Annotated in this window: 28 protein-coding genes, 3 tRNA genes and 4 pseudogenes; 18 read left to right on the plus strand and 17 right to left on the minus strand. The window is 56.3% G+C overall.

What is annotated here, in order from left to right:
- Positions 1-10 precede the first annotated feature (10 nt).
- Entirely contained in the window at positions 11-1,375 is a 1,365-nt protein-coding gene (locus tag AC3IUA_RS13765) for an erythromycin esterase family protein (RefSeq protein ID WP_489361686.1), read from the minus strand.
- 208 nt (positions 1,376-1,583) lie between these two features.
- On the opposite strand from AC3IUA_RS13765, the gene AC3IUA_RS13770 reads away from it, so the two are divergent.
- A complete protein-coding gene (locus tag AC3IUA_RS13770; RefSeq protein ID WP_489361687.1) occupies positions 1,584-2,483 on the plus strand; it encodes a polysaccharide deacetylase family protein in 900 nt (299 codons plus the stop codon).
- Between the two features lie 121 nt (positions 2,484-2,604).
- Positions 2,605-3,009 carry a VOC family protein gene (locus AC3IUA_RS13775; protein WP_489361689.1) on the plus strand — a complete coding sequence of 135 codons (405 nt, stop codon included), beginning with the start codon at positions 2,605-2,607 and terminating at the stop codon, positions 3,007-3,009.
- Between the two features lie 40 nt (positions 3,010-3,049).
- On the opposite strand, the gene AC3IUA_RS13780 is transcribed toward AC3IUA_RS13775, so the two are convergent.
- Positions 3,050-3,814 carry an alpha/beta hydrolase gene (locus tag AC3IUA_RS13780; RefSeq protein ID WP_489361691.1) on the minus strand — a complete coding sequence of 255 codons (765 nt, stop codon included), beginning with the start codon at positions 3,812-3,814 and terminating at the stop codon, positions 3,050-3,052.
- 366 nt (positions 3,815-4,180) lie between these two features.
- Here AC3IUA_RS13780 and AC3IUA_RS13785 point away from each other — a divergent pair.
- Both AC3IUA_RS13785 and AC3IUA_RS13790 read left to right on the plus strand, forming a co-directional pair.
- Positions 4,181-4,254 (plus strand) — tRNA-Cys (locus AC3IUA_RS13785).
- Positions 4,255-4,449: 195 nt separating this feature from the next.
- Positions 4,450-4,536 (plus strand) — tRNA-Leu (locus AC3IUA_RS13790).
- A gap of 84 nt (positions 4,537-4,620) precedes the next feature.
- Here the strand turns inward: AC3IUA_RS13790 and AC3IUA_RS13795 are convergent.
- A pseudogene (locus AC3IUA_RS13795) lies at positions 4,621-5,049 on the minus strand (tyrosine-type recombinase/integrase); the annotation flags it as partial.
- Between the two features lie 304 nt (positions 5,050-5,353).
- Between AC3IUA_RS13795 and AC3IUA_RS13800 the strand changes: the two are divergent.
- Positions 5,354-5,671, plus strand: a complete 318-nt coding sequence (locus tag AC3IUA_RS13800; protein WP_489361692.1) for a hypothetical protein — start codon at positions 5,354-5,356, stop codon at positions 5,669-5,671.
- A 119-nt stretch (positions 5,672-5,790) separates the two neighbouring features.
- Entirely contained in the window at positions 5,791-5,994 is a 204-nt protein-coding gene (locus tag AC3IUA_RS13805) for a hypothetical protein (RefSeq protein WP_489361694.1), read from the plus strand.
- Positions 5,995-6,115: 121 nt separating this feature from the next.
- Here the strand turns inward: AC3IUA_RS13805 and AC3IUA_RS13810 are convergent.
- From AC3IUA_RS13810 to AC3IUA_RS13840, 7 genes and pseudogenes are all read right to left on the minus strand, one after another.
- Positions 6,116-6,658, minus strand: a pseudogene (locus AC3IUA_RS13810) (DUF2303 family protein); the annotation flags it as partial.
- Positions 6,627-6,848: a hypothetical protein gene (locus AC3IUA_RS13815; RefSeq protein WP_489361696.1), complete on the minus strand. Its 222-nt coding sequence runs from the start codon at positions 6,846-6,848 to the stop codon at positions 6,627-6,629. The gene AC3IUA_RS13815 and the pseudogene AC3IUA_RS13810, both read right to left, overlap by 32 nt.
- Before the next feature lie 252 nt (positions 6,849-7,100).
- A complete protein-coding gene (locus AC3IUA_RS13820; protein WP_489362347.1) occupies positions 7,101-7,994 on the minus strand; it encodes a DUF2950 domain-containing protein in 894 nt (297 codons plus the stop codon).
- A 26-nt stretch (positions 7,995-8,020) separates the two neighbouring features.
- On the minus strand, positions 8,021-9,490 hold the full coding sequence (locus AC3IUA_RS13825; protein ID WP_489361697.1) for a DUF3300 domain-containing protein: 1,470 nt from the start codon (positions 9,488-9,490) through the stop codon (positions 8,021-8,023).
- Positions 9,491-9,618: 128 nt separating this feature from the next.
- Positions 9,619-10,293 (minus strand): MarC family NAAT transporter, encoded by a 675-nt coding sequence (locus tag AC3IUA_RS13830; protein ID WP_489361699.1) that lies wholly within the window; start codon positions 10,291-10,293, stop codon positions 9,619-9,621.
- 49 nt (positions 10,294-10,342) lie between these two features.
- Positions 10,343-10,921, minus strand: a complete 579-nt coding sequence (locus AC3IUA_RS13835) for a hypothetical protein (protein WP_489361701.1) — start codon at positions 10,919-10,921, stop codon at positions 10,343-10,345.
- Positions 10,922-10,986: 65 nt separating this feature from the next.
- A pseudogene (locus AC3IUA_RS13840) lies at positions 10,987-11,120 on the minus strand (carbamate kinase); the annotation flags it as partial.
- A 183-nt stretch (positions 11,121-11,303) separates the two neighbouring features.
- On the opposite strand from AC3IUA_RS13840, the gene AC3IUA_RS13845 reads away from it, so the two are divergent.
- A tRNA-Leu gene (locus tag AC3IUA_RS13845) sits at positions 11,304-11,389 on the plus strand.
- 62 nt (positions 11,390-11,451) lie between these two features.
- Here the strand turns inward: AC3IUA_RS13845 and AC3IUA_RS13850 are convergent.
- Positions 11,452-11,573, minus strand: a pseudogene (locus AC3IUA_RS13850) (integrase); the annotation flags it as partial.
- Positions 11,574-11,813: 240 nt separating this feature from the next.
- Positions 11,814-13,034 (minus strand): RtcB family protein, encoded by a 1,221-nt coding sequence (locus tag AC3IUA_RS13855; RefSeq protein ID WP_489361703.1) that lies wholly within the window; start codon positions 13,032-13,034, stop codon positions 11,814-11,816.
- Between the two features lie 180 nt (positions 13,035-13,214).
- Between AC3IUA_RS13855 and AC3IUA_RS13860 the strand changes: the two genes are divergently transcribed.
- The 4 genes from AC3IUA_RS13860 (at position 13,215) to AC3IUA_RS13875 (ending at position 16,132) form a co-directional block, all read left to right on the plus strand.
- Positions 13,215-13,487: a hypothetical protein gene (locus tag AC3IUA_RS13860; protein ID WP_489362349.1), complete on the plus strand. Its 273-nt coding sequence runs from the start codon at positions 13,215-13,217 to the stop codon at positions 13,485-13,487.
- A 61-nt stretch (positions 13,488-13,548) separates the two neighbouring features.
- Positions 13,549-13,737, plus strand: a complete 189-nt coding sequence (locus AC3IUA_RS13865; RefSeq protein ID WP_489361704.1) for a hypothetical protein — start codon at positions 13,549-13,551, stop codon at positions 13,735-13,737.
- Positions 13,738-13,791: 54 nt separating this feature from the next.
- Positions 13,792-14,037: a hypothetical protein gene (locus tag AC3IUA_RS13870; RefSeq protein WP_489361706.1), complete on the plus strand. Its 246-nt coding sequence runs from the start codon at positions 13,792-13,794 to the stop codon at positions 14,035-14,037.
- A gap of 643 nt (positions 14,038-14,680) precedes the next feature.
- Positions 14,681-16,132, plus strand: a complete 1,452-nt coding sequence (locus tag AC3IUA_RS13875) for an MAC/perforin domain-containing protein (protein WP_489361708.1) — start codon at positions 14,681-14,683, stop codon at positions 16,130-16,132.
- Positions 16,133-16,328: 196 nt separating this feature from the next.
- Here the strand turns inward: AC3IUA_RS13875 and AC3IUA_RS13880 are convergent, their stop codons facing one another.
- On the minus strand, positions 16,329-16,628 hold the full coding sequence (locus tag AC3IUA_RS13880; RefSeq protein WP_489361709.1) for a hypothetical protein: 300 nt from the start codon (positions 16,626-16,628) through the stop codon (positions 16,329-16,331).
- 357 nt (positions 16,629-16,985) lie between these two features.
- On the opposite strand from AC3IUA_RS13880, the gene AC3IUA_RS13885 reads away from it, so the two are divergent.
- Entirely contained in the window at positions 16,986-17,201 is a 216-nt protein-coding gene (locus AC3IUA_RS13885; protein WP_489361711.1) for a DUF6021 family protein, read from the plus strand.
- A 122-nt stretch (positions 17,202-17,323) separates the two neighbouring features.
- Positions 17,324-17,509, plus strand: coding sequence for a hypothetical protein (locus AC3IUA_RS13890; protein WP_489361713.1), 186 nt, complete (start codon positions 17,324-17,326; stop codon positions 17,507-17,509).
- An 82-nt stretch (positions 17,510-17,591) separates the two neighbouring features.
- Here AC3IUA_RS13890 and AC3IUA_RS13895 read toward each other — a convergent pair whose 3' ends face one another.
- Positions 17,592-17,786: a hypothetical protein gene (locus AC3IUA_RS13895; protein ID WP_489361715.1), complete on the minus strand. Its 195-nt coding sequence runs from the start codon at positions 17,784-17,786 to the stop codon at positions 17,592-17,594.
- Positions 17,787-17,992: 206 nt separating this feature from the next.
- On the opposite strand from AC3IUA_RS13895, the gene AC3IUA_RS13900 reads away from it, so the two are divergent.
- Positions 17,993-18,319 carry a hypothetical protein gene (locus tag AC3IUA_RS13900; RefSeq protein WP_489361717.1) on the plus strand — a complete coding sequence of 109 codons (327 nt, stop codon included), beginning with the start codon at positions 17,993-17,995 and terminating at the stop codon, positions 18,317-18,319.
- A gap of 170 nt (positions 18,320-18,489) precedes the next feature.
- On the plus strand, positions 18,490-18,735 hold the full coding sequence (locus AC3IUA_RS13905) for a hypothetical protein (protein WP_489361719.1): 246 nt from the start codon (positions 18,490-18,492) through the stop codon (positions 18,733-18,735).
- Positions 18,736-18,851: 116 nt separating this feature from the next.
- Here AC3IUA_RS13905 and AC3IUA_RS13910 read toward each other — a convergent pair whose 3' ends face one another.
- Positions 18,852-19,511 carry a methyltransferase family protein gene (locus tag AC3IUA_RS13910; protein WP_489361721.1) on the minus strand — a complete coding sequence of 220 codons (660 nt, stop codon included), beginning with the start codon at positions 19,509-19,511 and terminating at the stop codon, positions 18,852-18,854.
- Positions 19,512-19,740: 229 nt separating this feature from the next.
- Here AC3IUA_RS13910 and AC3IUA_RS13915 point away from each other — a divergent pair, with 229 nt between their 5' ends.
- From AC3IUA_RS13915 to AC3IUA_RS13925, 3 genes are all read left to right on the plus strand, one after another.
- The gene (locus tag AC3IUA_RS13915) at positions 19,741-19,962 is read left to right on the plus strand and encodes a hypothetical protein (protein ID WP_489361722.1); all 222 of its coding nucleotides are present in this window, start codon (positions 19,741-19,743) and stop codon (positions 19,960-19,962) included.
- Between the two features lie 107 nt (positions 19,963-20,069).
- Positions 20,070-20,228, plus strand: a complete 159-nt coding sequence (locus tag AC3IUA_RS13920; protein WP_489361724.1) for a hypothetical protein — start codon at positions 20,070-20,072, stop codon at positions 20,226-20,228.
- A 164-nt stretch (positions 20,229-20,392) separates the two neighbouring features.
- Positions 20,393-20,584 (plus strand): DUF2188 domain-containing protein, encoded by a 192-nt coding sequence (locus tag AC3IUA_RS13925; protein WP_489361726.1) that lies wholly within the window; start codon positions 20,393-20,395, stop codon positions 20,582-20,584.
- Positions 20,585-20,670: 86 nt separating this feature from the next.
- Here AC3IUA_RS13925 and AC3IUA_RS13930 read toward each other — a convergent pair whose 3' ends face one another.
- Both AC3IUA_RS13930 and AC3IUA_RS13935 read right to left on the minus strand, forming a co-directional pair.
- Positions 20,671-21,345 carry a hypothetical protein gene (locus tag AC3IUA_RS13930; RefSeq protein ID WP_489361728.1) on the minus strand — a complete coding sequence of 225 codons (675 nt, stop codon included), beginning with the start codon at positions 21,343-21,345 and terminating at the stop codon, positions 20,671-20,673.
- 186 nt (positions 21,346-21,531) lie between these two features.
- A complete protein-coding gene (locus AC3IUA_RS13935; protein WP_489361729.1) occupies positions 21,532-22,173 on the minus strand; it encodes a LysE family translocator in 642 nt (213 codons plus the stop codon).
- Between the last annotated feature and the right edge of the window lie 164 nt (positions 22,174-22,337).

Consider the following 22,337-nt stretch of genomic DNA (forward strand, 5'->3'; position numbering starts at 1 on the left):
TTGCCGATTATCACACACCAAACGGAAAGGTTTCGTCTTCCGGTTCCAGTTCCTGGCTTTTTGGCAGGTGCAGTGCCGTCACCGCGTGCGTCTGTTCAATCCAGACCATGGCGTCGAACTGCTCGGCCAGCACCGCCTGGAAATAGTGGCTGCTGCGCTCGCTTTCCGGCCGGTAAATCACCCCGATGGCCCGTTCCAGCAGCGGCTCGCAGAGGGCCTGGCGCAACGTTTCACGCTGGGGATCGCGCCAGTCGGTCAGTGACGCGGCGACGCCCGCCTCAACGAACTGATGCTCCCAACTGTCCGCACGAGAGGGCAGGACGGTCTTGATGCGCATTTCGCCATCCCAGTCATCGGCCGCCGCCACCTGGCCACGGTCGGTGCTCATGCCGATCAGCACCACGTCACGCCCATAGGCGCTGCGGCACAGTTGGCCGATATTGAACTGGCCCTTCCAGCCCATTTCCGTGGCGGCGGCGTTGCCGATATGAGAGTTGTGCGCCCACACCACCGCCTTGGCTTGAGGCCCTCGATGTTCGAGTAACGCCCCCAACGTGTCGAACATGTGCCGGTCACGCAGGTTCCAGGAAGCGGTCGAGCCTTGATAAATGGCTCGGTAGTATTGCTCGGCGGCCCGAACGACCTGGGCGTTTTGTGTCGCATTAAACACCGCTTCATCGTCCTGGGTACGGTCCGCCAACTGTTCCGCGAGCATGATATCGAGCTGCTCGACCACCGCTTGCTCACAGGGCATCGCGCCGCCACGTTCGACAAAATGGCCGTACAACGCCGGATCATCCTGCCAGGGCGTCAGACAGCCATAGCGCTGCCGTGCTTCGTGGGCGAGCTGAGAATCGACCCCGTCCAGGTAGTTCAAGACTTCGCGAATGGAGTTATGCAGGCTATATACATCCAGCCCGCGAAACTCGACACGCAGCCCGGGCGCTTGCTGGTGGTTGTGCTGATGAAGCCAGTGGGCGAAAGCTCTTACATCGGTATTGCGCCACATCCAGGTCGGGAACCGGCTGAAGATGTGGCGTTTCCAGGCCGTAGGTGCCAGCCCGCGGACATAACGGTCAACCTGGCCCGCATCCGGCCAGTCCGCCTCGACGGCAACGATATTGAAGCCATGCTGCTCGATCAGCCGCCGGGTGATGGCGGCGCGGGCGCAATAGAACTCGGCGGTACCATGGCTGGACTCACCGATCATCACCACCCGCGCATCGGCATAACGGTCGAACATTGCGCCAAAGGCCTCTGAGCTCCGTTCCGGCAGCGGCTCGGCGTATTGGCGCAGCAGGGGGACAATGGCGGTCGACGCACCGTTGGTACGGGAACCGTAGCGTTTTTTCAAAAAATCCTGGCAAGAGTTCATGAGCGTCATCCCCGTGAGAGGGCGAGCCGACGTCACCGCTTGAAGCGTACCTGTACCTGAATGCCGGCGGGTCAGTTCAGTTGTATCAATGTTACACCTCCGGCGGGGATAAGCCGGGCGGTCGAAAGAATGGCCGATACGGTTGATTTTTTGTTGCTTGAATTCGCCATGGTCTGTATTTGTCTGCGCCTGGACCAAGGCAGACCCCATGAAAAAGATCTTCACCGTTTTATCAGCGCTTGCCATCGCCGCCGCGCTCGCCGGTTGCATTAGTCAGCCGATCGCACTGACGTCGCAAACCGAACAACGTTTGCAATCGCAACCGCCAATCCGTTTTCTGCTGACCTTTGACGACGGCCCAAGCGCCTCCGGGTTTTACAATCCGACTCAATCGATTCTCGATGACCTTGCCGAGAATCCGCTGCAACCGGGCATCAAGGCGGTGTTTTTTGTGCAGACTCGTGCGTCGCGGGCGGGGGGCAGTGAACTGGGCGGCAAAATAATGCGCCGCGAACAGGATGAAGGTCATGTGCTCGGCTTGCACACGGCCACGCCGGGGCACACCAATCATCGTTCGCTGAGCCCGGAGGCGCTGGAACAGTCGCTCACCGATGGCAGCGCGGACATAGCCGCCATCACCGGAGCGGCGCCGACACTGGTGCGCCCGCCATTCTGGAACTACGACAAACGCACCTTCGCCGCGTATCAGCGCCATGGCCTGCATGTCTTGCTGACCGACCTGAGCGCCAATGACGGCAAGATCTGGGGCTACAATTTCAGCCTGCGCAGACGTTCGAACATGCTCAGGCAATTATCCGAGGTCCGCGAACGAATCGCCGCTGGCGAGCTACCGGTGGTCGATGCGGCTATTCCGGTGGTGGTGACCTTTCACGACCTCAATCGCTACACCTCCCGGCATATGCAGGAGTATCTGCAAATCCTGCTCGACAGTGCCCGCGCGACGGGTCTGGCCACCGCCGCCAAACCGTTTTACGACGATCGATCAGCGTTGCAGCGTGCCGCCATGGCCCGCACGGTCAGCGCCAGCTCCGAACCCGTGCAGTTGCCGGGATTCTGGAACTGGCTGTGGAAGGGCAATTCGGATTAATGACCCAGGCCGAACCTGTCCAGAGCCGTTGGGAGCAGCGTCGGCACTGCTTGCGCAAGCGTTGTTATAGTGGTCGGGCACGGGCGCGAGCCAGACGTGCGCCTCAAGTGGAGGTTTCGTCATGCAGATCACTCCCTACCTGTTCTTCGCCGGACGTTGTGAAGAAGCGCTGAAATTCTACGAGTCCGCCGTTGGCGCCAAAATCGAATTCCTGTTCCATTCCCGGGAAGCTCCTGAAAGGCAGCAGATGCCCGATCCGAACAGTGTCATGCACGCCAGTTTCCGTCTTGGCGAAAGCCTTATGTATGCCTCCGATGGCTGTGGCGACAACAGCTCGACGACCCGGGTGTTCCTCTCCATCGGGGTAAAGGACACTACCGAGGGGCAGCGGGTGTTCGATGCGCTGGCGGTCGGTGGCACCGTCAGCATGCCATTCGGCAAAACCTTCTGGGCGGAAGGTTTTGGCATGCTGGTCGATCAGTTCGGCATCAGTTGGATGGTCAACTGTGAATCGGGGAAACCCTGAAAGGACCTCGTCCGGTTTGAACAGGCCGTCTTGCTGTCGATCACATCCCGCTGGCGAGCAGTTTCAAGTACTCCGGGCTTTGCGATATAGAATTGTGGTCGGTGCCGGCAATCACCTTGAGCGAGGCCACGCCAGGGGAGAACTGCGCGTAGAGTTTCTCGGAATTGGCCCGAGGTATGATTTCGTCGTGTTCCGCGGCGATCAACAGCGTCGGGATGCTGATGCGCGGGGCGTACTTCGAGGATTCGAACTTGTCCTTGAGCAGCCAGCGCACCGGGAAAAGCGGCATTTTGATTGCGGCCAGGTCTTCCAGGCTGCTGTATGGCGTGATCAGGATCAGCCGCGATGCTGGCCGCTGGCTCGCCAACTGAACGGCGAGGCCGGTGCCCAGGCTGCGGCCGACAACCACTATATCGGGATGCTCGGCGTGGACCCTGTCAAACAACGCCAGGGCATCACGCTGGAGGGCCTCCTCGGAAGGCGATCCGGAACTGCCGCCGAAACCTCGGTAATGCAGCAGAAAGATCGCCCGATTCGGGAACGCTTGCGAAAACTCGGGCAAGTTCCGCGACACATCCTCGGCATTGCCGCCGAAATAGATCAACGCATCCGGACCGTCGCGGGGCCTGGTTGAAACCAGCACCTGGGCGTCGGCCACCGGCAGCGTCAGAATCGTCGCAGCAATGCCCGGGGTGCGAGGTTGCGGAAAGTAGATGAGCGCACGCTGAAACACAAACAAGGCGGCACACAGCCCGAGGTACAAGGCTGCAATCACTGCGAGAAGTACGATGACGGTTCGTGGCATGGGACTGAATTCTTCCAGGGCTATCCATCACAAGCCTGATCCACAGTAAAAGCTGGCGCTGGCAGCGCAAGTGTAGTGTTATCTTCGGGGCATCAGTATTTCCCCATTGATCAGCTATTGGCTGTCGCAAATGTGCCAGCAGTCGCCTGACGCAGGGGCAGAGGCGTCAGCCGTTTGACCTGTTATTAATTTTTTTCTGACGGTTCTTGACATGTCCTGCGAACAGGTCCAGAATTGCGTCCATTCCTGGTACAGGAAATAGAAAAACCCCTTAGATTTCAAAGGGTTGAGAGCTAGATTAGAGTCTCGTTTTCAGCTCTAATGTGTACACGTTTGATGTAGATGGAAATGACATCGAACGTTTGAGGCCGAGTAGCAAAATGGTTATGCAGCGGATTGCAAATCCGCCTACGCCGGTTCGATTCCGACCTCGGCCTCCATCATAAACAGGCTCCGTAGATCTATGATTTACGGAGCTTTTTTATTTAAGCTTCGGCGCAAGATTTTGTCTCGTATTTGACGTCGACAAACTTGCTTCGAAGGGAAGGGATGTATATATTTCTTCCTTTGCTGCACAAACGTTTAAGCTGCTTAATCGTTATTTAAAGTGCTGCAGACCGCTTCACCGCGCTACCGCCCGAATGGCGAAACTGGTAGACGCATGGGACTTAAAATCCCCCGCTCGTAAGGGCGTGCCGGTTCGATTCCGGCTTCGGGCACCATCTTAAATCAAGGGTTTGCGGGCGAAAGCTAATGCAAACCCTTGTTTGTTTCTGGTCCGCTATTTTGGAGTTGGCCCCCGCAATTCACTTGGTAGGAGTGACTTTCTTGCCCATGCGGTTCCGGATGTACTGCTCCGTCATCACCACCGTCGTATGCCCAAGTTGATCTCTCGCCTGCAAGATATCGCCGCTGGATTCGGCTTTATCCGTACCCGCCTTGGCGCGCAAATCCCGCATCTGAAACTCAGATTTTGCGACACCGGCCGCTTCCCTGGCCAAATCAAACCTTCTCCGCAGCATCGCCACCGTCATTGGTGTGCCGTCCTCTGTAACGATCAGCCGCGTCGAGCGGACCTTGTGTTCTGACTTTCTGGACATGATTCGATCAATCAAAACCTTAAGCTCGCCCGTTACCTCAATACGGCGCTTCGCCTTCGTTTTGCCCTGCAACACCCAAATCTGCCCGTCGCGCACATCTCGTTCATCCATCAGCCTGGTGTCGGTCACCCGCTGCCTGAACAGCTTTACAGATACCGCACAGGCTAAGCACTGGTCTGTAAAGATCACGCCAGTCGAGGAAGCCTTGTTGTTTCTTCTGATTCTCGATCTCAAGTGATCGCCGGCTGGCGCGATTCGTTGAAGTGGGGTATTTGTGTTCGGCCCGGCATGGAGCCGGATCATGCCAAACACAGCAAATGTGCTCATGGTGTATCTCCAGTCAGGCGCCGCTCTCCGAGATCGGATACGGTGGCGAGATTTGAGTTTGTGGGCTATTGGTTGATGACCCGGCATGAGCCAGGAAGACAGGGAGCTACTAATGAAAACGCTGATAGTTGATCACTCTTGGACCAAAATCATCGAGCGAGATGAGTTCGCCAAGGTCACGCTGGCGGCAAAGATTGAGCAGATCGAAGAAATCGAAGATGCCATTCGAGCGGTTGAAGGTGAAGAGGCAGCCCGCAATGCTCTAAAGGATGGCTTGATAAAGCATGCATTAACGCGCTGCCTGGAGAACTTGCAGGGATCCGCATCCGTAACAGAGCAGGACTACTGGGTCTGTTACGAGTTTGCGACAACCGCTGCGAAGAATGCAGAGCGAATCATTGACGAAGAGCTTTCGCACGTAGGGTCGTGATGGTAGGCGCCGCCCTCCGTGACCGGATGCGACAAATTGGCGAGGCTATTCGTAGTGGCAACGTGCTATAAGTTTCCGCTTCGATCACGCCTGCATGGCGACAACCTGAAGGGATTAACATGAAGTCGATTTTTGCTGTGCTTGCGTTGGCCGCCGTCTTGGCTGGTTGTTCAACTGCCGGCCCGTATATCACCAGTATTTCGAGTGACGGCCGCAACGGCCTGAATATCGAGAAGTGCTCCATGCAGATGAATGCATTCATGAATACGGTGAGCAACACCGACTGCACTACCCAGAATCTCCAGTTGAGCCGCAGTAACTGATCGTAGGAAATCACCGATCAGGGCGCGAGGTCTTGCAGTCCTCGGTCATTGGATGCGACAGGGTATAAGTAAGCTATAGGTTGAAGGGGCAATCCGTTGTAACGAACGGGTCACCTATTCTTCACTTTGGATCGAAGGTATCCAGCGTCAGCTTGGCGTGGATATCGACGGCAGCATCCAGAACAGACTTAAACTCCTGCGCGATCTCTTCGCGCTGAACTTCTTCACCAACCCAGCGCAGTTTCAGCACCGGCTGTGCGCCACTGGTGATGACCGACACGCGGAAAGTGAAGTCACGAGCCTACAGTCCTTCGAATGGAACCGCCGAGAACACCAGGTTCGCTGGCAAGCTCTCTTTGCTGCGGGCTTCGATCTGATCCATCGAGCTGCGGCTGGAGCTGGTCTCGCCTACGGCGTGCTCGTTTTCCGAAGACGCTTTGATCGTAATGGTTCGAACAGCGGCGATCGCCTTCACGATACTCATCGTCTCGCCGGTTTCGCTGGTCGCGCGGAGAACGGTGTTCCAGTCCTTGATCCAGTCACTCAAATCCTTCTGCGACATGGCGCGTCCGCCGATTGCCTGGACCGCCTTGTATGCCGCGGTTGGCTTCAGCTTCAGCACTGCACGGTCATCAGCGTGGCCGGGGAGGCTGTCGGTGCCGAGCTCCGTGGGATAGGCCGGAGGAACGATCGACCACATCAACGGTGTTCTTGCCCAGTGGCACGACGTTGAAGCGTGGCGCACTTACCGGCTCTTCGCGACCGATCATCTGGTACATCTCCGAGGTAGACAGAGAGAGGCGATCCCGCAACACCCGCAGGACTGCTTGTTTTTGGCGAATGGTCTGATTCATGACGATTCCTTTTGGTGGGTTGCGGTTATTCGTCAACACTCGGGCCTCCTGCTGGTTGCCGTTGCGCGCAGGGGTGAGTGCTGACGAATAAAGGCAGGCGTAAAAAAGCCCGATCGGAACCGGGCTTTTGTCTCGCTCATGGTTGATTACCTGTCGGTTGTCATCCCAAGCAGCCCTCAGTGGAAGGCTGCTCAGTGATGCTGTCCATCAGCGGCACGGCTGCTACCCGTAGCGCGCGGTTGGGGCCGGTCATCACTCCGGCTTTTGATCGACCGTCACTTCCTTCCAGCTGTTGTCCGGATCAAAGCGCTTCATCGACTGCGCCAGTTTGTCACCGTGGGGGCCCAGGTCTTTCTCGAACACTTGTCCTTCATGGCTGATCATGAAGCTCATCACCCCGGTGTCATCGTATTTTGCCGGCCAGGCGACCAGTGCGAAGCCGCGGCTCATTTTGTCTCCGATCAGGTAGCTGTAGGCACCCCCCGGTGCCGAGGGGCCTTGTCCCTTGAGAATGCGAAAGTGGTAACCGTGCCAGTCTTCACCGACAGTGGCGTTGCCGAACAACGGACCCAGCGGGCTGATTTGACCACTGTCGTCATCCGCCCAATAGAGTCCGTCGTGTGTGCCGGGTGTACTGAAGATGTTCTGCGCGTATTCGAGCGCGCCGTCACCGTCACGGTCCACCGAGGCATAGTCCATCTGGGTGTCGTGATAGGTCAGCACCGATTGCACCGTGGAGAGTTCGTTGCGGCCGATTCGACGTGCACGGATTTCAACGCTGCCGGCCTTCATGTCGAACCGCCAACCGTTTGCCCCTTTAACCATGGCGATAGGCAGTGTCCAGTGGTCACTGCCGACCGACAGGATTGCCTTGCGATCACTGGGTTTTTCGATGTGGTGTTGCTCGTGATATTGCTTCAAAAACGCATCCACATCGCTGCGTTGCACACCTTCGCGGGGAATGACGCTGCGCCAGTCTTCTCCCAGCAACTCTGTCAGGCGTGCCTGATCGGCGTGTTCCTTGCCGAGCGCCTTGACGAACGCTTCAGCGGCCTTTTCCGGCGTTGAGAATGCCTGCTGCGCCGTCGCCATGCACGACCACGCCAAGCCTGCGGTGATCGCCAGAGCCGATGGCAGCAGGTTCATGGGCATTTTTACTCGGCGTTGGCTTTTCACCGACGGCCCCCCCTCGAACGCATTGGGCTGGACGGCCGGCTGATCTGATGGCCGGCAGAACGCATGGCGCTCGGACGCTGGGCGGAAGCCTGGCTGGCCCGGCCACGCAAGGCTTGCGCATTGGACTGGGACGGTGAACGCACGCCGGCGAATGCATTGTTTCGGGCACTGCCGGGACTGACGGCCGGTCGATTGTGCGTACCCCGGCGCGTCTGGGAGAGGTCCTGCCTGCGCTGATTCACCTGAGCATCCTGTCTCCTGGGCTGCTGGTTTTCGCGAATGTTTCTGGCATCGCCCTGGCTTCTGTCAGCCATTCTCGGTCTGTCTGCGCCTGCCTGCATTCGATTGCCTGCCGAGATTCCCGACTGCGCCTGGCGTGCTTGATCACGGGCCTGTCGGTTGCTGGTGGCCGGTCTCTCGAAACCGCTTCTGTCCATGGCGCTACGGGCATTCTCACGGGCCTTGGCGCGCTGAGCATCGTCCCCCCGATAGGCCTGGCGCTGGTTGGCACCGTTGAGTTGGCGGCCGTATTCCTGGCGGCTTCTGTTGTCTCGATAGGGAACGCCATCGCGATGTACTGCGTTGTGCTGCCACTTGTTCTGATTATTGGTGATCTGGTTGTTGCGATTAATGTTGTTGTAGCGATTGACGTCGATGTCGATGTCGTTATTGCCCCAGTCACAGTCGCCCCATAGCGAGCCGATGATCGCTACGCCGGTACCGAACGCCAGCCCGGCCAGCAATGCCGAACCCGGGTAATAGGCGGGTGGCGGTGGGTAGTAGACGGGGGGCGACGCCGGATAGGCCCAGGTGCCGTAGGTGGTTGTCGGGTTGTAAGTGGGAACGTACACCACCTGCGGATCGGCGGGCTGAATGATGATGGTGGAGGAGCTCGCCGGGGCCAAGGATGTGGTTGTCGATGGCGATGCAGGTGCCGGGGCGGGGGCCGTCACATTCTGCACCGTCACGTTCTGATACTGGTTGCTCTGCAGGTTGCCCGCGGCCTGCGCTTGATGCCGCAAGCGTTGCACGCCCCCCATCACATCGTCGGGCTGCGCCAGAAAGGCATCGCCCAGTCGCTGAACCCAAACGGGATCCTGCCCCAGGGTCGCCAGCACCTGCGGGAAGGCGACCAGCGCTTGCACGCTTGGGTCCCAAGGCTGACTTGCCACTTGTTTGACCGCATCATCGCCTTTGGCTTTGGGGTTCGCTTTAGACCAGGTGACGGCCTCGGCGACTTCCCCTGGGTAGGTGCTGGCCATCAGCACCTGTGCAAGGAGTGGGTCAGGATAAAGGGCAATGGGAGCCAGCATCTGATCCAGCTGCTCCTGAGTGAAGACCGCATCCTTGGCAGCCGCCGCGACGGGTGGCGTATCGGCAGCGGTGGCATCCGATGGCTGCGCCAGGCAAGCAGAACCATGTAAAAACAGTACAACTGACACCGCGTAAAACAATGGAATGCGCATCGCGCCCCCCATGTGGCCAGGCAGGCTGGCGATGATCGGATAACTCTCAGTACAGCTGACTTTCAGACGCTTTGCAGAGTAAAACCCGGCCATTCATCCAGCGGTACTCATAGAAAAGGCTCTCGAAATTACTGAGGGCGGAGCAGGTGAGCGTTACTGTCGATGATGGTTTGGATTATTTCCACCGAGCCATTAATGGCGAATTGCGCGCCCATGCATACCAGAAGGAAACCCATCAGCCGTGATATGGCATCAATGCCGGACTGTCCCATTATTCTCATGATTACTCCTGAGCCACGCAGACATACCCAAAGAATAAGAGCGGTAAACAGGAAGATTAACGGAGGGGCTATTAATAAGACCCAGGCAGGAAATAACGTACTGTGTTTGATAGTGGCGGCGGAACTTATGATCATTGCAATGGTGCCAGGCCCGGCCGTACTGGGCATGGCCAGCGGGATGAAGGCAAAGTTCGGTTGTTCAGTTGCGCCGTGGCTGGAAGCAGAGGGCTGAAGAGACGGCGGAAACAGCATCTTCAAGCCCATGATGATGAGAATTCCGCCACCGGCCATACGCAAGCCCGGTATGGAGATATTAAACGCATCCATAACAAACGCGCCTACATAGTAAGTGAGCGTCATGATCAGAAAGACATAGAGTGACGTCAGAAAAGCCTGTGAATTTTTTTCCTTGTGACTCAGCCCCTTACTCAGGGCGAGAAACAGCGCAACTGTCGTGGGAGGGTTAGTCAATGGCAGCAACGCCAGTAACCCAAGGCCGATTGCATTGAACAGATCTGTCATGTCGAACTCAAGTCCTGTTGTTCGAGGCCACGCTTGTCGGCGAACGTCGCTAGCGTGAAGTTTTGACCTTCAGGACTTCGGTATAAATGGCATCGATCGTTTGACCCACCTGGAGTTTCTTCATTCGTTCCTGAAGCTTCGGGTCTTCGACTTTCAGGACAGTCACTTTTCCCTCTGGCGGAAGCAAGGTCACCTCATGCTTTTTCAAGTCAATGTGAGTGATCTTCGACGTGACCTTGACCTGGCGAACCGCTTCACCTCCGGGATTGGGATTGTCCTTGGTGGCGCGGATGGTCATAGATTCATTAGTGACGCCCGGTGCACTGCCAACATCGGTGTCAAGCACATAGGCGACCGAGCGAATCACATGAATATCGACAGTGTCGCCGACTTTCAAATTGTGCAGGTTTTTGGCCTGGTCGGTGAGCTGGATGGGCACTGGATTCTTGTCGCGACCTTCGATGGTGACCTGGTAGTTCGCGGGATCAACGGCCAGTACGCGTGAAACGATGTGACCTTCCATGGCACTGCTGCCCAACGGTATATCAGCGGCATGGGCCGACAGGCAGGCGGTTGAGAGGAGTGAGGCGAGGGCAACGGCGCAGGCAAGGGAGCGGATTGGTTTCATGGGTCTGCTTTTCCATAGATGGTTGACAGAACGAATCCAGGCATCGCGATAGTCATACCCGTGTAACGTGCGTCGACTTCGACCTGGGTCAGCAGGGTGGCGAAAGGGACTTCGAAGGCCAACAGGTTGCCTATTCGATGATGTAGCCGATCATGCCTTCGGTTTCGGCACCGAGCACGTCCAGCGGGTGAGGGGACACAGGTCACGAATGGCCTCCTCAATCGTCTTGTCGGTCCAGCTGCTGATGGCCTTTGCTCCTGACTCTGTGTCTATTGCGTATCGGTTAGGCGCTGGTCACTGGCGAACACAAGCGAACAGATAAACATAGAGGATAAGACAAGACCATTGATTTACAAGGGAGTTTCCTAGACTTAAAAACACTGGCGAACATAGCCGGACGGCATTAACAGGGACTTAAGATTTCCCCGCCCGTAAGGGCGTGCCGGTTCGATTCCGGCTTCGGCACCATCTAAAATCAAGGGGTTGCGAGCGAAAGCTAACGCAAACCCTTGTTCGTTCTGGTCCGCAATTCACTTTGTTGGCGATACTTTTTTCCCTTTGCGGTTGCGAATGTACATAACAACTGTCGTATGTCGGCGCTTGATTCGGCCTTGTCCGTGCCGGCCTTTGCGCGCAAATCCCGCATTTGGAACGCGCGCGCCAGTGAGCTCGCAAACATCATCGAGGGAAAGAAACTGAATGGTCATGGAGCCACCCTCCGGCCCCAGACACAAACAGGGCTATCCTGGGTTTGAAAGAGAGACCTCTAAAGAGAGGTCTGCTCGGATGCGTCAGTTGCAGCCGAATGGGTTACACCGGTAGTTGTAGGTGTTTCCTTTGGAGTTCGTACCGTTGTGAAAGGTCGTATTAACGCCAAAAGCGCTCCGACCGGTCAGCCCTTCACGCACACGACTTGGCGCAAGGTATGAACGATCTCAATCAGATCGGCTTGAGCGGCCATCACCGCGTCGATGTCCTTGTACGCGGCCGGAGTTTCGTCGATGACGTCCTTATCCTTGCGGCATTCGATGCCCTTGGTGGCTTCGATGTGGTCCTCAACCGTGAATCGGCGGAAAGCATCGCCACGGCTCATGGCCCGGCCAGCACCGTGGGAACATGAGCAGAAAGAGTCCTTGTTGCCCTTGCCGCGCACGATGAACGATCGAGCGCCCATGCTGCCGGGGATGATGCCGAAGTCGCCTTCCCGCGCACGCACCGCACCTTTGCGGGTAACCATCACGTTCTCGCCGAAGTGGTTTTCATGGGCGACATAGTTGTGGTGGCAGTTCACCGCATGCTTGCCGATGGCGAACGGCTTCAAGTGCTCGCGCAGCACGCGCAGGACCGCCTCCATCATCTGGTTCCGGTTTTCGAGGGCATATTCCTGCGCCCAGTCCAACGCCTCGAAGTAGTCGTCGAAAAGCGCTGTGCCCTCAACCAGGTAGGACAGGTTATTGTCTGGCAGGTTGATGAAGTGGCGACGCATATCCTCTTTGGCCTTCTCGATGAAGTACCGGCCGATGATGTTGCCAGGCCCGCGACTCCCCGAGTGCAGCATTACCCAGACGGTGTCACGTTCGTCGAGGCAGACCTCGATAAAGTGGTTGCCCCCGCCCAGGGTGCCCATCTGGGAAAGCGGGCTCTTGTGGTCGATCTTTGGGTGCTTGGCGACCATCTCTGCATGGCGCTCGCCAAGGCTGCGGTAGCGGGTGATCGCCGAGTCTGGCGCGACGTGCCAGCCGCCCTTGATAGCCCGGCCCGGGGTGGTGACGAAACCGTGCGGGACTGCGCGCTCAATGCTGGTTCGGATCGCCAGCAGCGAGTCAGGCAGGTCTGATGCCGTCAAGGTGGTTTCAACCGCCATCATGCCGCAGCCTATGTCCACGCCCACGGCGGCCGGAATGATGGCCGCTTTGGTTGCAATGACGCTTCCGATGGTGGCGCCCATGCCCCAGTGAACATCCGGCATGACCGCGATGTGAGAGTGTATGAAGGGCAGGCCCGACAGGTTGCGCAGTTGCTGCTTCGCCGAGTCCTCGACTGGAACGCCGCGAGTCCAGGCCTTGATCGGCTTACCATTGCTTTCGATGAGTTCAAAACTACGTGTGGTCACGGTAGATCCTTCGCGCACTTGACGCCGCTCTCGATTGGTTGCGCTTGAAAGGCCCGAGCATGGCGGGCCTGCCGTGGATATATTAACTTCCTACAGCATTTCGACCATCCGCTCAGGCCTTCGAATGGCACCACCGGGAAGATCAGCGACGTGGGCAGCGTTTCTTTGCTGGTTGCCTAGCTGGTGCCCACGCTGGCTGCCGTGCGCAGCATCGAAGCGCGCTTCGGCGGCCTGCGCGGCGCCTCTCAGGCAATCAATGCCCTGAGTGTCGACGGTTGGGCGGCAATAGTTATTTCCGGTGCTAATCTCTCCGGTAAGGACGCCGACGCGGTGCCCGAGAAAGTTTGGCAAGCTGGTGTGTTGGATGTGTCCGTGCAGCTCAACACTTACCACGCGGCACTGTACAACCCTGAGGGCCCTGATTCGGGAAAGGCTCCGGCGGTGAAGGAGTAAACGTTGTCGAGGACAGCAGTTATGTCGATCGGCTTTACTCGATTGCCACCGGCTGGCTTGGATGGTCTCCGGATCTCGCCTGGCGCATGCCGCTCCCGAGTTGTTCCTGGCGGTGGATGCGCGAATCGAATGGGCGCGGATGACCAACCCCTTCGGCGGCGGCAAGGCCGGAGCGAAAAAGGACAAGCCGAAGCCCTCGACTGTGGCCGCTAAGTTGCGGCAGGCACTCACGGGCCGCCGTAGCGGATGACTGAGGTGTCGCGAAGTAATTTAATAGGCTGGCTGTTGAATGGGGGCAAATCCGATGCTGATCCTGATATTTTTTGCGCTTCTGGTACTTATTGCTTTCCTGGCGCCGTGGCTGATCAGTGCATTCACCGCTCTTTTAGCATCAGTCGCAACGTTGGCTCTTTTCGGGGTTGTTTTGGCCTGTGGGGTAATAGCTTGGAAGAACTACTCCAGCGACCTTGAAAAGCAGCAAGCGAGGTTGGAAAAGCGCATAAAGAAAATCACTGATGCGGCCAATAAGGCCAACAGTCAAAAGGACTGATGCCTCGAGTTTCCGGGCTATGCGATCACGATCTACCGCAAAGAGATACGGGTGCGAGTTGCTGTTCCAAAATCGGGGTTCTGGGCAACGTCATTCTTGAAAAATCCATTACCTTAACGCAATGAAAAATAAGTACAGAGACATGGTTTATTCTTCACTTGGGACCCTGGAAGAAAATACAAACGAATTAAAATTTTTAGTTGTCAACCCTTCAGGTGTCGACCTGAGTCAGGTTATATTAGCTATTCGCAATGGACACAATAGGCGTGATCCCGATCGATGTAGTCAAACTTCTGACCCGGTACCAGGTGATTGCGGATGTGCCCGCCGTACTTTGTTTAATGTTGACCAGCAGGTCGCCGACCTTCATGCCTACCGAAGCCAAGGAAGGCGAATCACAACTTGCACCGGTAAAGAATCCTGAAGTCGATTCAATCGCCGCGTGCGCCGGCTCCGATGTGCGCCTTAATAATGCCGAATTAAAGGGGAATCAACACATATAGACTGTATATGACTGATATAAAACGCTTTTTAATTACGTCTTACTCCGCCTGCGTCATGTCTGAAAGCGTCTATGCTGATTCCTTGCTTATGCAGGAGCATAAGTCGGTTGCACATCAATTTCACTCATAAGGAAATCGTCATGCAGAACGTCGACTTACCGAAGGGACGCGTAAACTTTTCCGTTAATCACCACCTGCAGCTGTTACGTTTAAAGGCAGGTCTTGGCGAAGATGTGCTTCCGGGCGTAGAGGCCATTGGACTGGGCTACAACCCGTTCCTGAGCTACGCAAGTGTGAATAGCGGAGCCGTCCAACTCTTCGACTGGTACGGTGCGAAGAAGAAAAATGTGTCGTTCAAGCCAGGCTTTGTCGTCCCAGAAATCGTCGACGTTCAGCAGAATGACAGTGCAAGCTACAGAAACATCAGTGGCAGCACTGTTTCCGAATACCAGAAGAACCTTGCCACCAGCGTTGCCATTGAGGGGAAGTACAACTTCTTCAGCGGATCGCTCTCCAGCGACTACGATGAAAACTCATTACGTAATGCCGAAAGCGAGTTTAGCCGCATCCAGCAATCGATTAATCTCTGGTCGCTGCGACTGCCATCGGTGAAGTCACTACGCAACCTCATGCTGGTGCATATGCGCGAGCAGTTGGACGAGCTGGATGTGACGAAGCCGAAGGCCATCAGCAAGTATTTTGATGATGTGGGCAGCCACTTCCTGACCGGCATCGTGATGGGTGGATGCGCCATACTCGCCTCATCGACGAACAAGCTGAAGGTCAAACGCGACTACTCGATTTCGGTCGTCGCCAAAGCCAGCTACGAAGGTCTGACCGGTCAGTTGAGTGCAGAAGCCAAGGCCAAGTACGGCGAATCCATCAGCAGCTTCACTCAGAACTCCAATACCCACCAGGAAGTCCGCGGCGGCGACGGCACCAAGGCGCATGGCGTGTTCAACGGCCAGGAAGGCTACCAGGCATGGGTCGACAGCGTTGGTGCATCGCCCGATTTCGTAGACTTCGTGCCGACGATTCCGATGCAGGAAATCTGGAGCTTGTGCGAAACCGAAGCACAAGCTGACGCGATGAAACTGCATTACGAAACGGTATGGGCGCCCGCACAATCGGAGAAATACCGGCTCAAGCCGAACTACATCGACCAACTGGTGGTGATTACCGGCGGTAGTTCGACCATCGAACCGCCTGCTGGCTATACCAAGGTTCCCTACGACCTCAATTCTAAGGCCGGCGGCGATTTCATCTACCTTTGCTACCACGAGCAAGCGTGGGAGCCGGACAACCTTAAACCGGCCGTGACCGCGATCAAGATCATTTATAACCGGGAGGCGACACCGGAAGGCTACACCAAATTGCCTCAAGACCTGAACAAAGGCGCAGGCGGTGATGATGTGTATCTCTGCTACAAAACCGAGACCTACGACATCAACAATGCGGTCAACAAAGTCACCGTTATCGGCGGCAACAACGCCGATATCAATGCGCCCTATGGTTACGAAAAGGTGCAGGGAGATTTGAACAGAGATGCCGGTGGCGAATTCGTCTATGTTTGCACGTTTGTAGGCAAATAAAGCGCGGCATCGACATCACGACCCCAACACCGGATGGGCCTTGGCCTAACGATGCATAGCGTCTAAAATCAAGGGTTTGCGAGCGAAAGCTAATGTAAACCCTTGTTCATTTCTGGTCGGCAATTCACTGTGCTGACGATACTTTTTTCCGGGGCTGATCAGACCTGCCATCCGTAGCGAAACCAACAGCGCCAAATCAATTCTTGCACTCGGCCAGCACTACCTTGCAGGTGTTCGGAGTTCCACCGGATCGGCCTGCATAACGTCGGCAATTATTGATTGAAGAGCTGCGGACCTGTTGCAGATTGGGACCCCATGCCAGGCTTCCCTCCCCAAGTGTGGGCATAGCCTTGGCGAAGCAGTTGGAACCCCGGGTCGGAGTTGCAGAGCGCTCCTCGGCATGTTTACTTGCGCAGCCTGCAATAAACGAAAGACTGACAGCCAAAACGGATAGAAAAACCAGCAGCCTGATTTTTCGCGGTGCTTGTCTGGACATTCCATTTCCCCTGTTCATGAGGTTTGTGGCTGTCGTCCATGGCAGTCCTGTTGATTGCAGGAGCTACACTTTCTTGAGAGTGCCAGATCTATATTAGTAGGGATTGTCTCTTGCGTTGGATGGGAGCCTGTTCGTTCGGCAGGATTCCGTTGGAAGAACTCAAGGTGCCATGTATATCAATGACTTGCAGGGTATATCTGATGCTGAACGTTATGCTTTTGGAGCGCAATCATGATGTGTCGGATGGCTGCAGGTTTACGGCTCTCACGTCCATTCGTCAGCCGTTTTGCACTCTTGAGCCCGCCCAGGATCTTAGCTACAGGCCCCAAACACTTGGGCCGCAGGCAAGAGGTGCATATGGCTAAAACTCCGGATCTCCCAAAAGACCCAAGACCCTCTGAACCACCGTCAGCCGCAGAGGAGCTAGGGTTCGATCCTGACTCGCCGGACCTCGCAGATCCGCAAGTCGATCCCATAGGGCCGGCGAAAATTCCCGGTAAGGATCACGGTGCCGATGGACAGAGACCTGTGCCCAAACCCTATGATCCACTCGCCAATCTGCGAAATGATTAATCAGCCTGGCCGAGAAGCCCTGCGGGTATATCCATGCAGGGCTTTTTAATTCCAGTCAGGCAAGGGTGTGCTCAATACATGGACAAAGCTGGTTTTCGATCAACTTGGCAAGGTGAACGGCAATGACTACCGAGGACGAGTTCAGGACCAAGGCCCACAGGCTGCTGGTCGAGCTGGATGCGGCGACGTCAGAGATGATGCAGCTGATATCGGCGCATCAAATGAGTGGGCCGGAGTGGGAAGAAACCTGCAAGCGGCAACATGAAGCTTATGAGCGGTGGGTGGAATATTTGAATGAGCGCTCGTAGCTCATGTGCGGCAATGAATGCGACCTGAGTACGCTTGCGTAGTTTGTCGGCTCGTCAATCGCGGCGCTATTTAAGCCGGCCCTTATCGGCGATCCGGCGCTACACCGATCTTGTTGCCGGTGGGGCTGGGCCAGTTCAGAAGTTTTCTCTCCATCAGGATATTTTCAAGTGCCTGGCGGGCTGAAGGGTTCAGCTGATGTTCTCGGGCCTTGAGTTCAAGCAGGATCGGGCTGGACCAGTTGCGATAGGTCTGTTCGGCAGTATGTACGGCGCTCATTGATTTCACCCTCACTTAGGTGTCGGCGAATAAACAGCGGCAAGTTTCCAGGTGGCGGGGAGGCTAGTAGGGAAAGTTGATTGCCGCCAATAAGCAGAGTCTGGATGAGTTCTGTGACAAGCGTGTTTCCAAAATAAACTATGCTCAATTGGTTTCATCGCAGGGCAAACCAGAACCGTGCAGGGTCTTGGATTGACTGAAAACAAATGGCCGTTCGCGGCCACTGGCAGGGTCTCGGTGCATGGGCTATTTCTATTATCCCGGCGCGGGGCCGGATCAAGGAGATCTCCATGCATTTGGCTGTGGAAAGACCTTATCCCGTGGATTACATCCATCCAAACGGAGTGCAGGCAAAGATAGATTTCTTATGGGGGGATCCGAAAAACCGGTCACCTGTCGGAATTGTCATCTGGCTCAAGGAAGGCGATGGACGGGTCAAGCTCGGCGAGGAGCTGGGCGAATGGAACAGTTATGGCGACGCACTACGGTTTGGTATTGCCCTGGCCAGCATCTGCCTTGGTCGGCTGGGTTGATGGGCCGGGCATTCAGAACAAAGTGAGTGGATTGAGGCGGTTCTCATTTCCAGCTGATGCGGGAAACGCTATGGCGCGGCGATGTTGACCCTCGCCAGGGTGTGGCGTGACTGCCGGTTTTAAACTAATGCTTAAGTCAGAGCACATCACTGGGTATCAGGGAGAGCGAAATGGCACCCGTAGACAGACCGCAATCGGTTAGGTACGTCCACCCGGACGGCAGAGAGGCGACTATTGATTTCGAATGGGGCGACTCAGCTGATCCGACCCCGACAGGGCTTCGTATCAATGTGAAGCACTCCGCAGACTATGCTCAGAACCTGCATGAAGTGGCGAATTACAAGAACTTCGACGATGCCAAAAACCAGGGCCTCAAGCTGGCAAAAAACATGATCGAACAGGCCGACCGCTTGTAGCCAGTCATTCGAGCATCATGTGTCCCCGAAAGATCGCAGCCTGCGGCAGCTCCTACGCCTCGGCTGCGATCCTGGCGATCTTGTGCGCCGAAACTCTATGGCTTACATCGACGCTATCAATAAATCCCGGGTATCAGCCGCCAGGTGCTTGCGCAGTAGGCGTCATACTCACTGCCGAACTGCGCGCGTAACAGCGCCTCCTCGGCGTGTATGCGGGCAATCAGCGGAACCAGCGTAAGTGCCGTGAGCAACAACCCGACCACCGAACGAAAGGCCAGGGCCCAGCCCAGGGAATTGATCAGCAGTCCCAGATAGCTCGGGTTACGCAGGATCTTGTATACGCCATCGGTGACCAGCGTATGCCCGGGCTGGATGGCAACCAGGCCGCTGAAGCGCTTGCCGAGCACGAAGACTGGCCAGATCCGCAGTGCACCACCGGCGATGAAGAGTGCGACGCCGACCCAGCGCAGCCCCTCGCCCCCGATTGTCCAGAACCCGATCCGGTCGGTATAGGCCGGTAGAAAGGCGCTCAACAGGCCGATCAGGCCAAAGACCGGAAGAACCCAGCGGTTGCCCCTGTCTTCGCGTTCTCCCGGGCTCAGATTACCCTCGGTGAACAATGCGACGACCGCCATCGCCAGGGTTGAGATCGCAATGACGACCAGTGCCGGATGGGAAAAGAAGGCGACGAATCCACCCCGGCCCAGGATCGCAAGCCCGAGATAGGCAAGGGTCGCCGCCACGCTGATAAAGGCCATTCTGGCTGTGAATTTCATGGCTTACACTGAGTACAGTCGCTCACAGTCAGTGTAGACAGTAGGGGTTCGCGGCTCGGGGTTGATTGTGGCCGCACCCTTGCACGGTGAATGCCTGGCCTCGATCGGATGCAGCTGGTCGCTGAGATGCCCGGTAGTCGGGCCGTTCGTCTACTCGATAGCACCTTGGTCAGCAGTCAATTTCCAATTTATAAGGCCCAGATTCGCTGGACTTCATTCGGAGGTGTGTATGTCTACCGATTCGAGTTTTCAAGACGAAACCCAAGGCAGTGTCCCCTCCAAACCTGAACCCGGTATGGATGAACCGACAATGGACCCCGATGCCCCAGGTAAAATCGACCCTCTGGCAAGGCCCGATGTAGTCACCCGGGAGCGTCCGCAGGATCGTAAAGACCCGAGTGCCGGGGACGGCATTCCGGATGACGAGGACATGCCGCTGCCAAACGATTAGCGTTGAAGGGGTCCAGCCTGCGTGAAGTTCGGGCACCCCAAACCGAACCGATGAGTTTGTTCTATCCTTAAACAGCGAAGACCAATTCTTAAGGAGGGGAGGTGGGCATGACAATTGAACGCAAGCCCCAGAATCAACCAGATACGGAAGACGAGCCTACAGAGGAAGAAATCGAGCAAGAACGGCACCGTGAGCCGACCTGGAAACATCCGGACGATGGTAAAGAGTTGTCCGAGCGCGATGTAGAGCGGCCACTGAAGCCCTGACACCCATCAGCCCCGCCCCTGAGCGGGGCTTTGTTACCTGCAGCTCTCGAACAGTGGGAGAACCTGGTTTACCGACCATCTGCGCAAGGGTCGTCATCGAGTACGGGCAGGGTGTATGGTGGTTCTGGCAACCCTGAATAATCGCTAGCGATAGGGAGGTATTTATGAGCGTTCCGATGCTGAGCAAATTTCAAGTCAATGGTTATGAGTTGATCAGCATAAACAGTGGCCCGTGGAAAGTGTGTACCAAAGGTGACCGATTCGCCTCCTTCGGCACCCGCGAGGAAGCGGTGGCTTATGCGGCCACTTTACCCGTTTACCAGGCCAGGTCGAAAACCCCGACCACCAGCAAATAGCTCGATTTTTAAAACACATTTCCAGCCTTGGCCATGCCGGGGCTTTTTTTTGTCTTGCGCTGTTGATTACCCTTTGAACCAAAACGCTAGCGCTTAGGTTGTTCCGGGTTGGAATACACAGTGATCATTGCGGAACATCCCAGCGTACTGGCATTGGTGATCTTGTAGGTAATGCTCAATTTCGAGTAATCCAGGGCTTTCTTGATTACCTTCGAGTCGGGACTGTCGAACAGCGTGGTTTCGATGCCGGTAATGCCTTGCTCGAGTTTTGCGCCTGTTTGAAGGCGCGTATCCACACCGGAAGCGATAAGCAGGGCGGTGAGATCCTTTGCCAGATCCAGGGTTTCCAGATTGTTTGACGCGGCTCTTATGATGACGAAAGTTGAAAACGTATGTTTGGCCAATGTGCTCGCTATTGTATTTCTGGTGCCGCTATCGAGGAAAAAAGCAGGCAGGTTTTTTTGCAGCTCCTGCAGTTCCTTGCGCTCTTTTTCAAGTTGAACGGAAAGCTTGATGTTGACTTTAGTCATCATCTCGGCCGTGGCGTTGGCTTGAGCGGTCTGTTTATTTGCCTGAGCGCTTGAGGCGCTGCTTTGAGCGAGGCTTTCCTGCGAGTGCTTGTTCTGGATTGTATAGGCGACAAGTGCCAGGCCGCCAGAGAGTGCCGCAACAGTAGCTGCGGAAATCGCCACGAGTAAGGCGGGGGTAAAAAGGGCGCTGGCAGTTTCTAAAGATAGATCGAACATGGTTTGGATTTTCATGTATTGGATTTTTTAAGCTTGAGGAACGAGATCATCAAGTGGGCGGTTCGAGGAGGGTGTAATAACCAGCAGTTCAGAGAACCACCATCGCTAAAAGCCGGGCGGTAACAGGGTGAAGGCGGAAGGCTATCACGAATGATCCTACGTTGGGCTCTGGGTTGTTATCTTGCTGATGGCGGCGTTCACCTACGCCTGGTTTTGCCGACTCAGCAAAAGCTTGACGCCAAACGCGACGAAGACGCCTCCAGTCAGTCGATCCATGGTTCTCATGACACTGCCCCTGGAGAGGAAGCGGCCAAGAGGAACGGTGGCAGCAATCAATGCCGCGAACCATGCAAGCGTCAATGCGACATGGATGCAGGCCAGCAGAAAGGTAAATTGCGCCAGGTTGACTCCCGCAGGCACGAACTGCGGAAGGAAAGTGACGTAGAAAACGCCCACTTTGGGATTGAGGATGTTTGCAAAAAAACCTCGGCTCAAGGCTTGAAGACCGCTTTCCCTTGACCCGGTTGCAAGATTTTTATCAGCAGCAAGTTCAGCGCGCGGCTTGAGCAACAGGCTGACGCCCAGCCACAGAAGGTAGCCTGCACCTAGCCATTTGACGATGCTGAAGGCTGTGACCGAGGCGGCGAGCAGGGCACCCAGCCCAAGCGATGCCGCCGCACCCCAGGCCAGGCATCCCAGCGCGACACCCAGGGCGGCGAGGAACGCCTGACGCGCGCCATTTGCCGCCGCGGTGCGCAAGACCAGGGCGGTGTCGATGCCCGGGGTCACTGCAAGGATGCTGGCAGCGACTAAAAATGCCAGTAGCGATTGGCTCAGGGTCATGGGGCCTCAAACGGGTTCTTTGCAGGGATCACGGATAAACGATTATGCAGGCCGCGACAATCCAGGCAATGCCTGTGACGAACATAAGGGTTAAAAGCCAGGGACGCTCAAGCATGCGTATCACTCCTTTTAACGTGGCTTGGCTGTTTTGGGCATGTTCCGGG

It is taken from the genome of Pseudomonas sp. KH_050 (assembly GCF_057838875.1).

What these genes read in the sequence shown, in the direction of transcription:
- AC3IUA_RS13765 (WP_489361686.1), bottom strand. Translation starts at nt 1,375, where the DNA reads ATGAACTCTTGCCAGGATTTTTTGAAAAAACGCTACGGTTCCCGTACC.
- AC3IUA_RS13770 (WP_489361687.1), top strand. Translation starts at nt 1,584, where the DNA reads ATGAAAAAGATCTTCACCGTTTTATCAGCGCTTGCCATCGCCGCCGCG.
- AC3IUA_RS13775 (WP_489361689.1), top strand. Translation starts at nt 2,605, where the DNA reads ATGCAGATCACTCCCTACCTGTTCTTCGCCGGACGTTGTGAAGAAGCG.
- AC3IUA_RS13780 (WP_489361691.1), bottom strand. Translation starts at nt 3,814, where the DNA reads ATGCCACGAACCGTCATCGTACTTCTCGCAGTGATTGCAGCCTTGTAC.
- AC3IUA_RS13800 (WP_489361692.1), top strand. Translation starts at nt 5,354, where the DNA reads ATGAAAACGCTGATAGTTGATCACTCTTGGACCAAAATCATCGAGCGA.
- AC3IUA_RS13805 (WP_489361694.1), top strand. Translation starts at nt 5,791, where the DNA reads ATGAAGTCGATTTTTGCTGTGCTTGCGTTGGCCGCCGTCTTGGCTGGT.
- AC3IUA_RS13815 (WP_489361696.1), bottom strand. Translation starts at nt 6,848, where the DNA reads ATGAATCAGACCATTCGCCAAAAACAAGCAGTCCTGCGGGTGTTGCGG.
- AC3IUA_RS13820 (WP_489362347.1), bottom strand. Translation starts at nt 7,994, where the DNA reads ATGAACCTGCTGCCATCGGCTCTGGCGATCACCGCAGGCTTGGCGTGG.
- AC3IUA_RS13825 (WP_489361697.1), bottom strand. Translation starts at nt 9,490, where the DNA reads ATGCGCATTCCATTGTTTTACGCGGTGTCAGTTGTACTGTTTTTACAT.
- AC3IUA_RS13830 (WP_489361699.1), bottom strand. Translation starts at nt 10,293, where the DNA reads ATGACAGATCTGTTCAATGCAATCGGCCTTGGGTTACTGGCGTTGCTG.
- AC3IUA_RS13835 (WP_489361701.1), bottom strand. Translation starts at nt 10,921, where the DNA reads ATGAAACCAATCCGCTCCCTTGCCTGCGCCGTTGCCCTCGCCTCACTC.
- AC3IUA_RS13865 (WP_489361704.1), top strand. Translation starts at nt 13,549, where the DNA reads ATGGTCTCCGGATCTCGCCTGGCGCATGCCGCTCCCGAGTTGTTCCTG.
- AC3IUA_RS13870 (WP_489361706.1), top strand. Translation starts at nt 13,792, where the DNA reads ATGCTGATCCTGATATTTTTTGCGCTTCTGGTACTTATTGCTTTCCTG.
- AC3IUA_RS13875 (WP_489361708.1), top strand. Translation starts at nt 14,681, where the DNA reads ATGCAGAACGTCGACTTACCGAAGGGACGCGTAAACTTTTCCGTTAAT.
- AC3IUA_RS13880 (WP_489361709.1), bottom strand. Translation starts at nt 16,628, where the DNA reads ATGTCCAGACAAGCACCGCGAAAAATCAGGCTGCTGGTTTTTCTATCC.
- AC3IUA_RS13885 (WP_489361711.1), top strand. Translation starts at nt 16,986, where the DNA reads ATGGCTAAAACTCCGGATCTCCCAAAAGACCCAAGACCCTCTGAACCA.
- AC3IUA_RS13890 (WP_489361713.1), top strand. Translation starts at nt 17,324, where the DNA reads ATGACTACCGAGGACGAGTTCAGGACCAAGGCCCACAGGCTGCTGGTC.
- AC3IUA_RS13895 (WP_489361715.1), bottom strand. Translation starts at nt 17,786, where the DNA reads ATGAGCGCCGTACATACTGCCGAACAGACCTATCGCAACTGGTCCAGC.
- AC3IUA_RS13900 (WP_489361717.1), top strand. Translation starts at nt 17,993, where the DNA reads ATGGCCGTTCGCGGCCACTGGCAGGGTCTCGGTGCATGGGCTATTTCT.
- AC3IUA_RS13905 (WP_489361719.1), top strand. Translation starts at nt 18,490, where the DNA reads ATGGCACCCGTAGACAGACCGCAATCGGTTAGGTACGTCCACCCGGAC.
- AC3IUA_RS13910 (WP_489361721.1), bottom strand. Translation starts at nt 19,511, where the DNA reads ATGAAATTCACAGCCAGAATGGCCTTTATCAGCGTGGCGGCGACCCTT.
- AC3IUA_RS13915 (WP_489361722.1), top strand. Translation starts at nt 19,741, where the DNA reads ATGTCTACCGATTCGAGTTTTCAAGACGAAACCCAAGGCAGTGTCCCC.
- AC3IUA_RS13920 (WP_489361724.1), top strand. Translation starts at nt 20,070, where the DNA reads ATGACAATTGAACGCAAGCCCCAGAATCAACCAGATACGGAAGACGAG.
- AC3IUA_RS13925 (WP_489361726.1), top strand. Translation starts at nt 20,393, where the DNA reads ATGAGCGTTCCGATGCTGAGCAAATTTCAAGTCAATGGTTATGAGTTG.
- AC3IUA_RS13930 (WP_489361728.1), bottom strand. Translation starts at nt 21,345, where the DNA reads ATGAAAATCCAAACCATGTTCGATCTATCTTTAGAAACTGCCAGCGCC.
- AC3IUA_RS13935 (WP_489361729.1), bottom strand. Translation starts at nt 22,173, where the DNA reads ATGACCCTGAGCCAATCGCTACTGGCATTTTTAGTCGCTGCCAGCATC.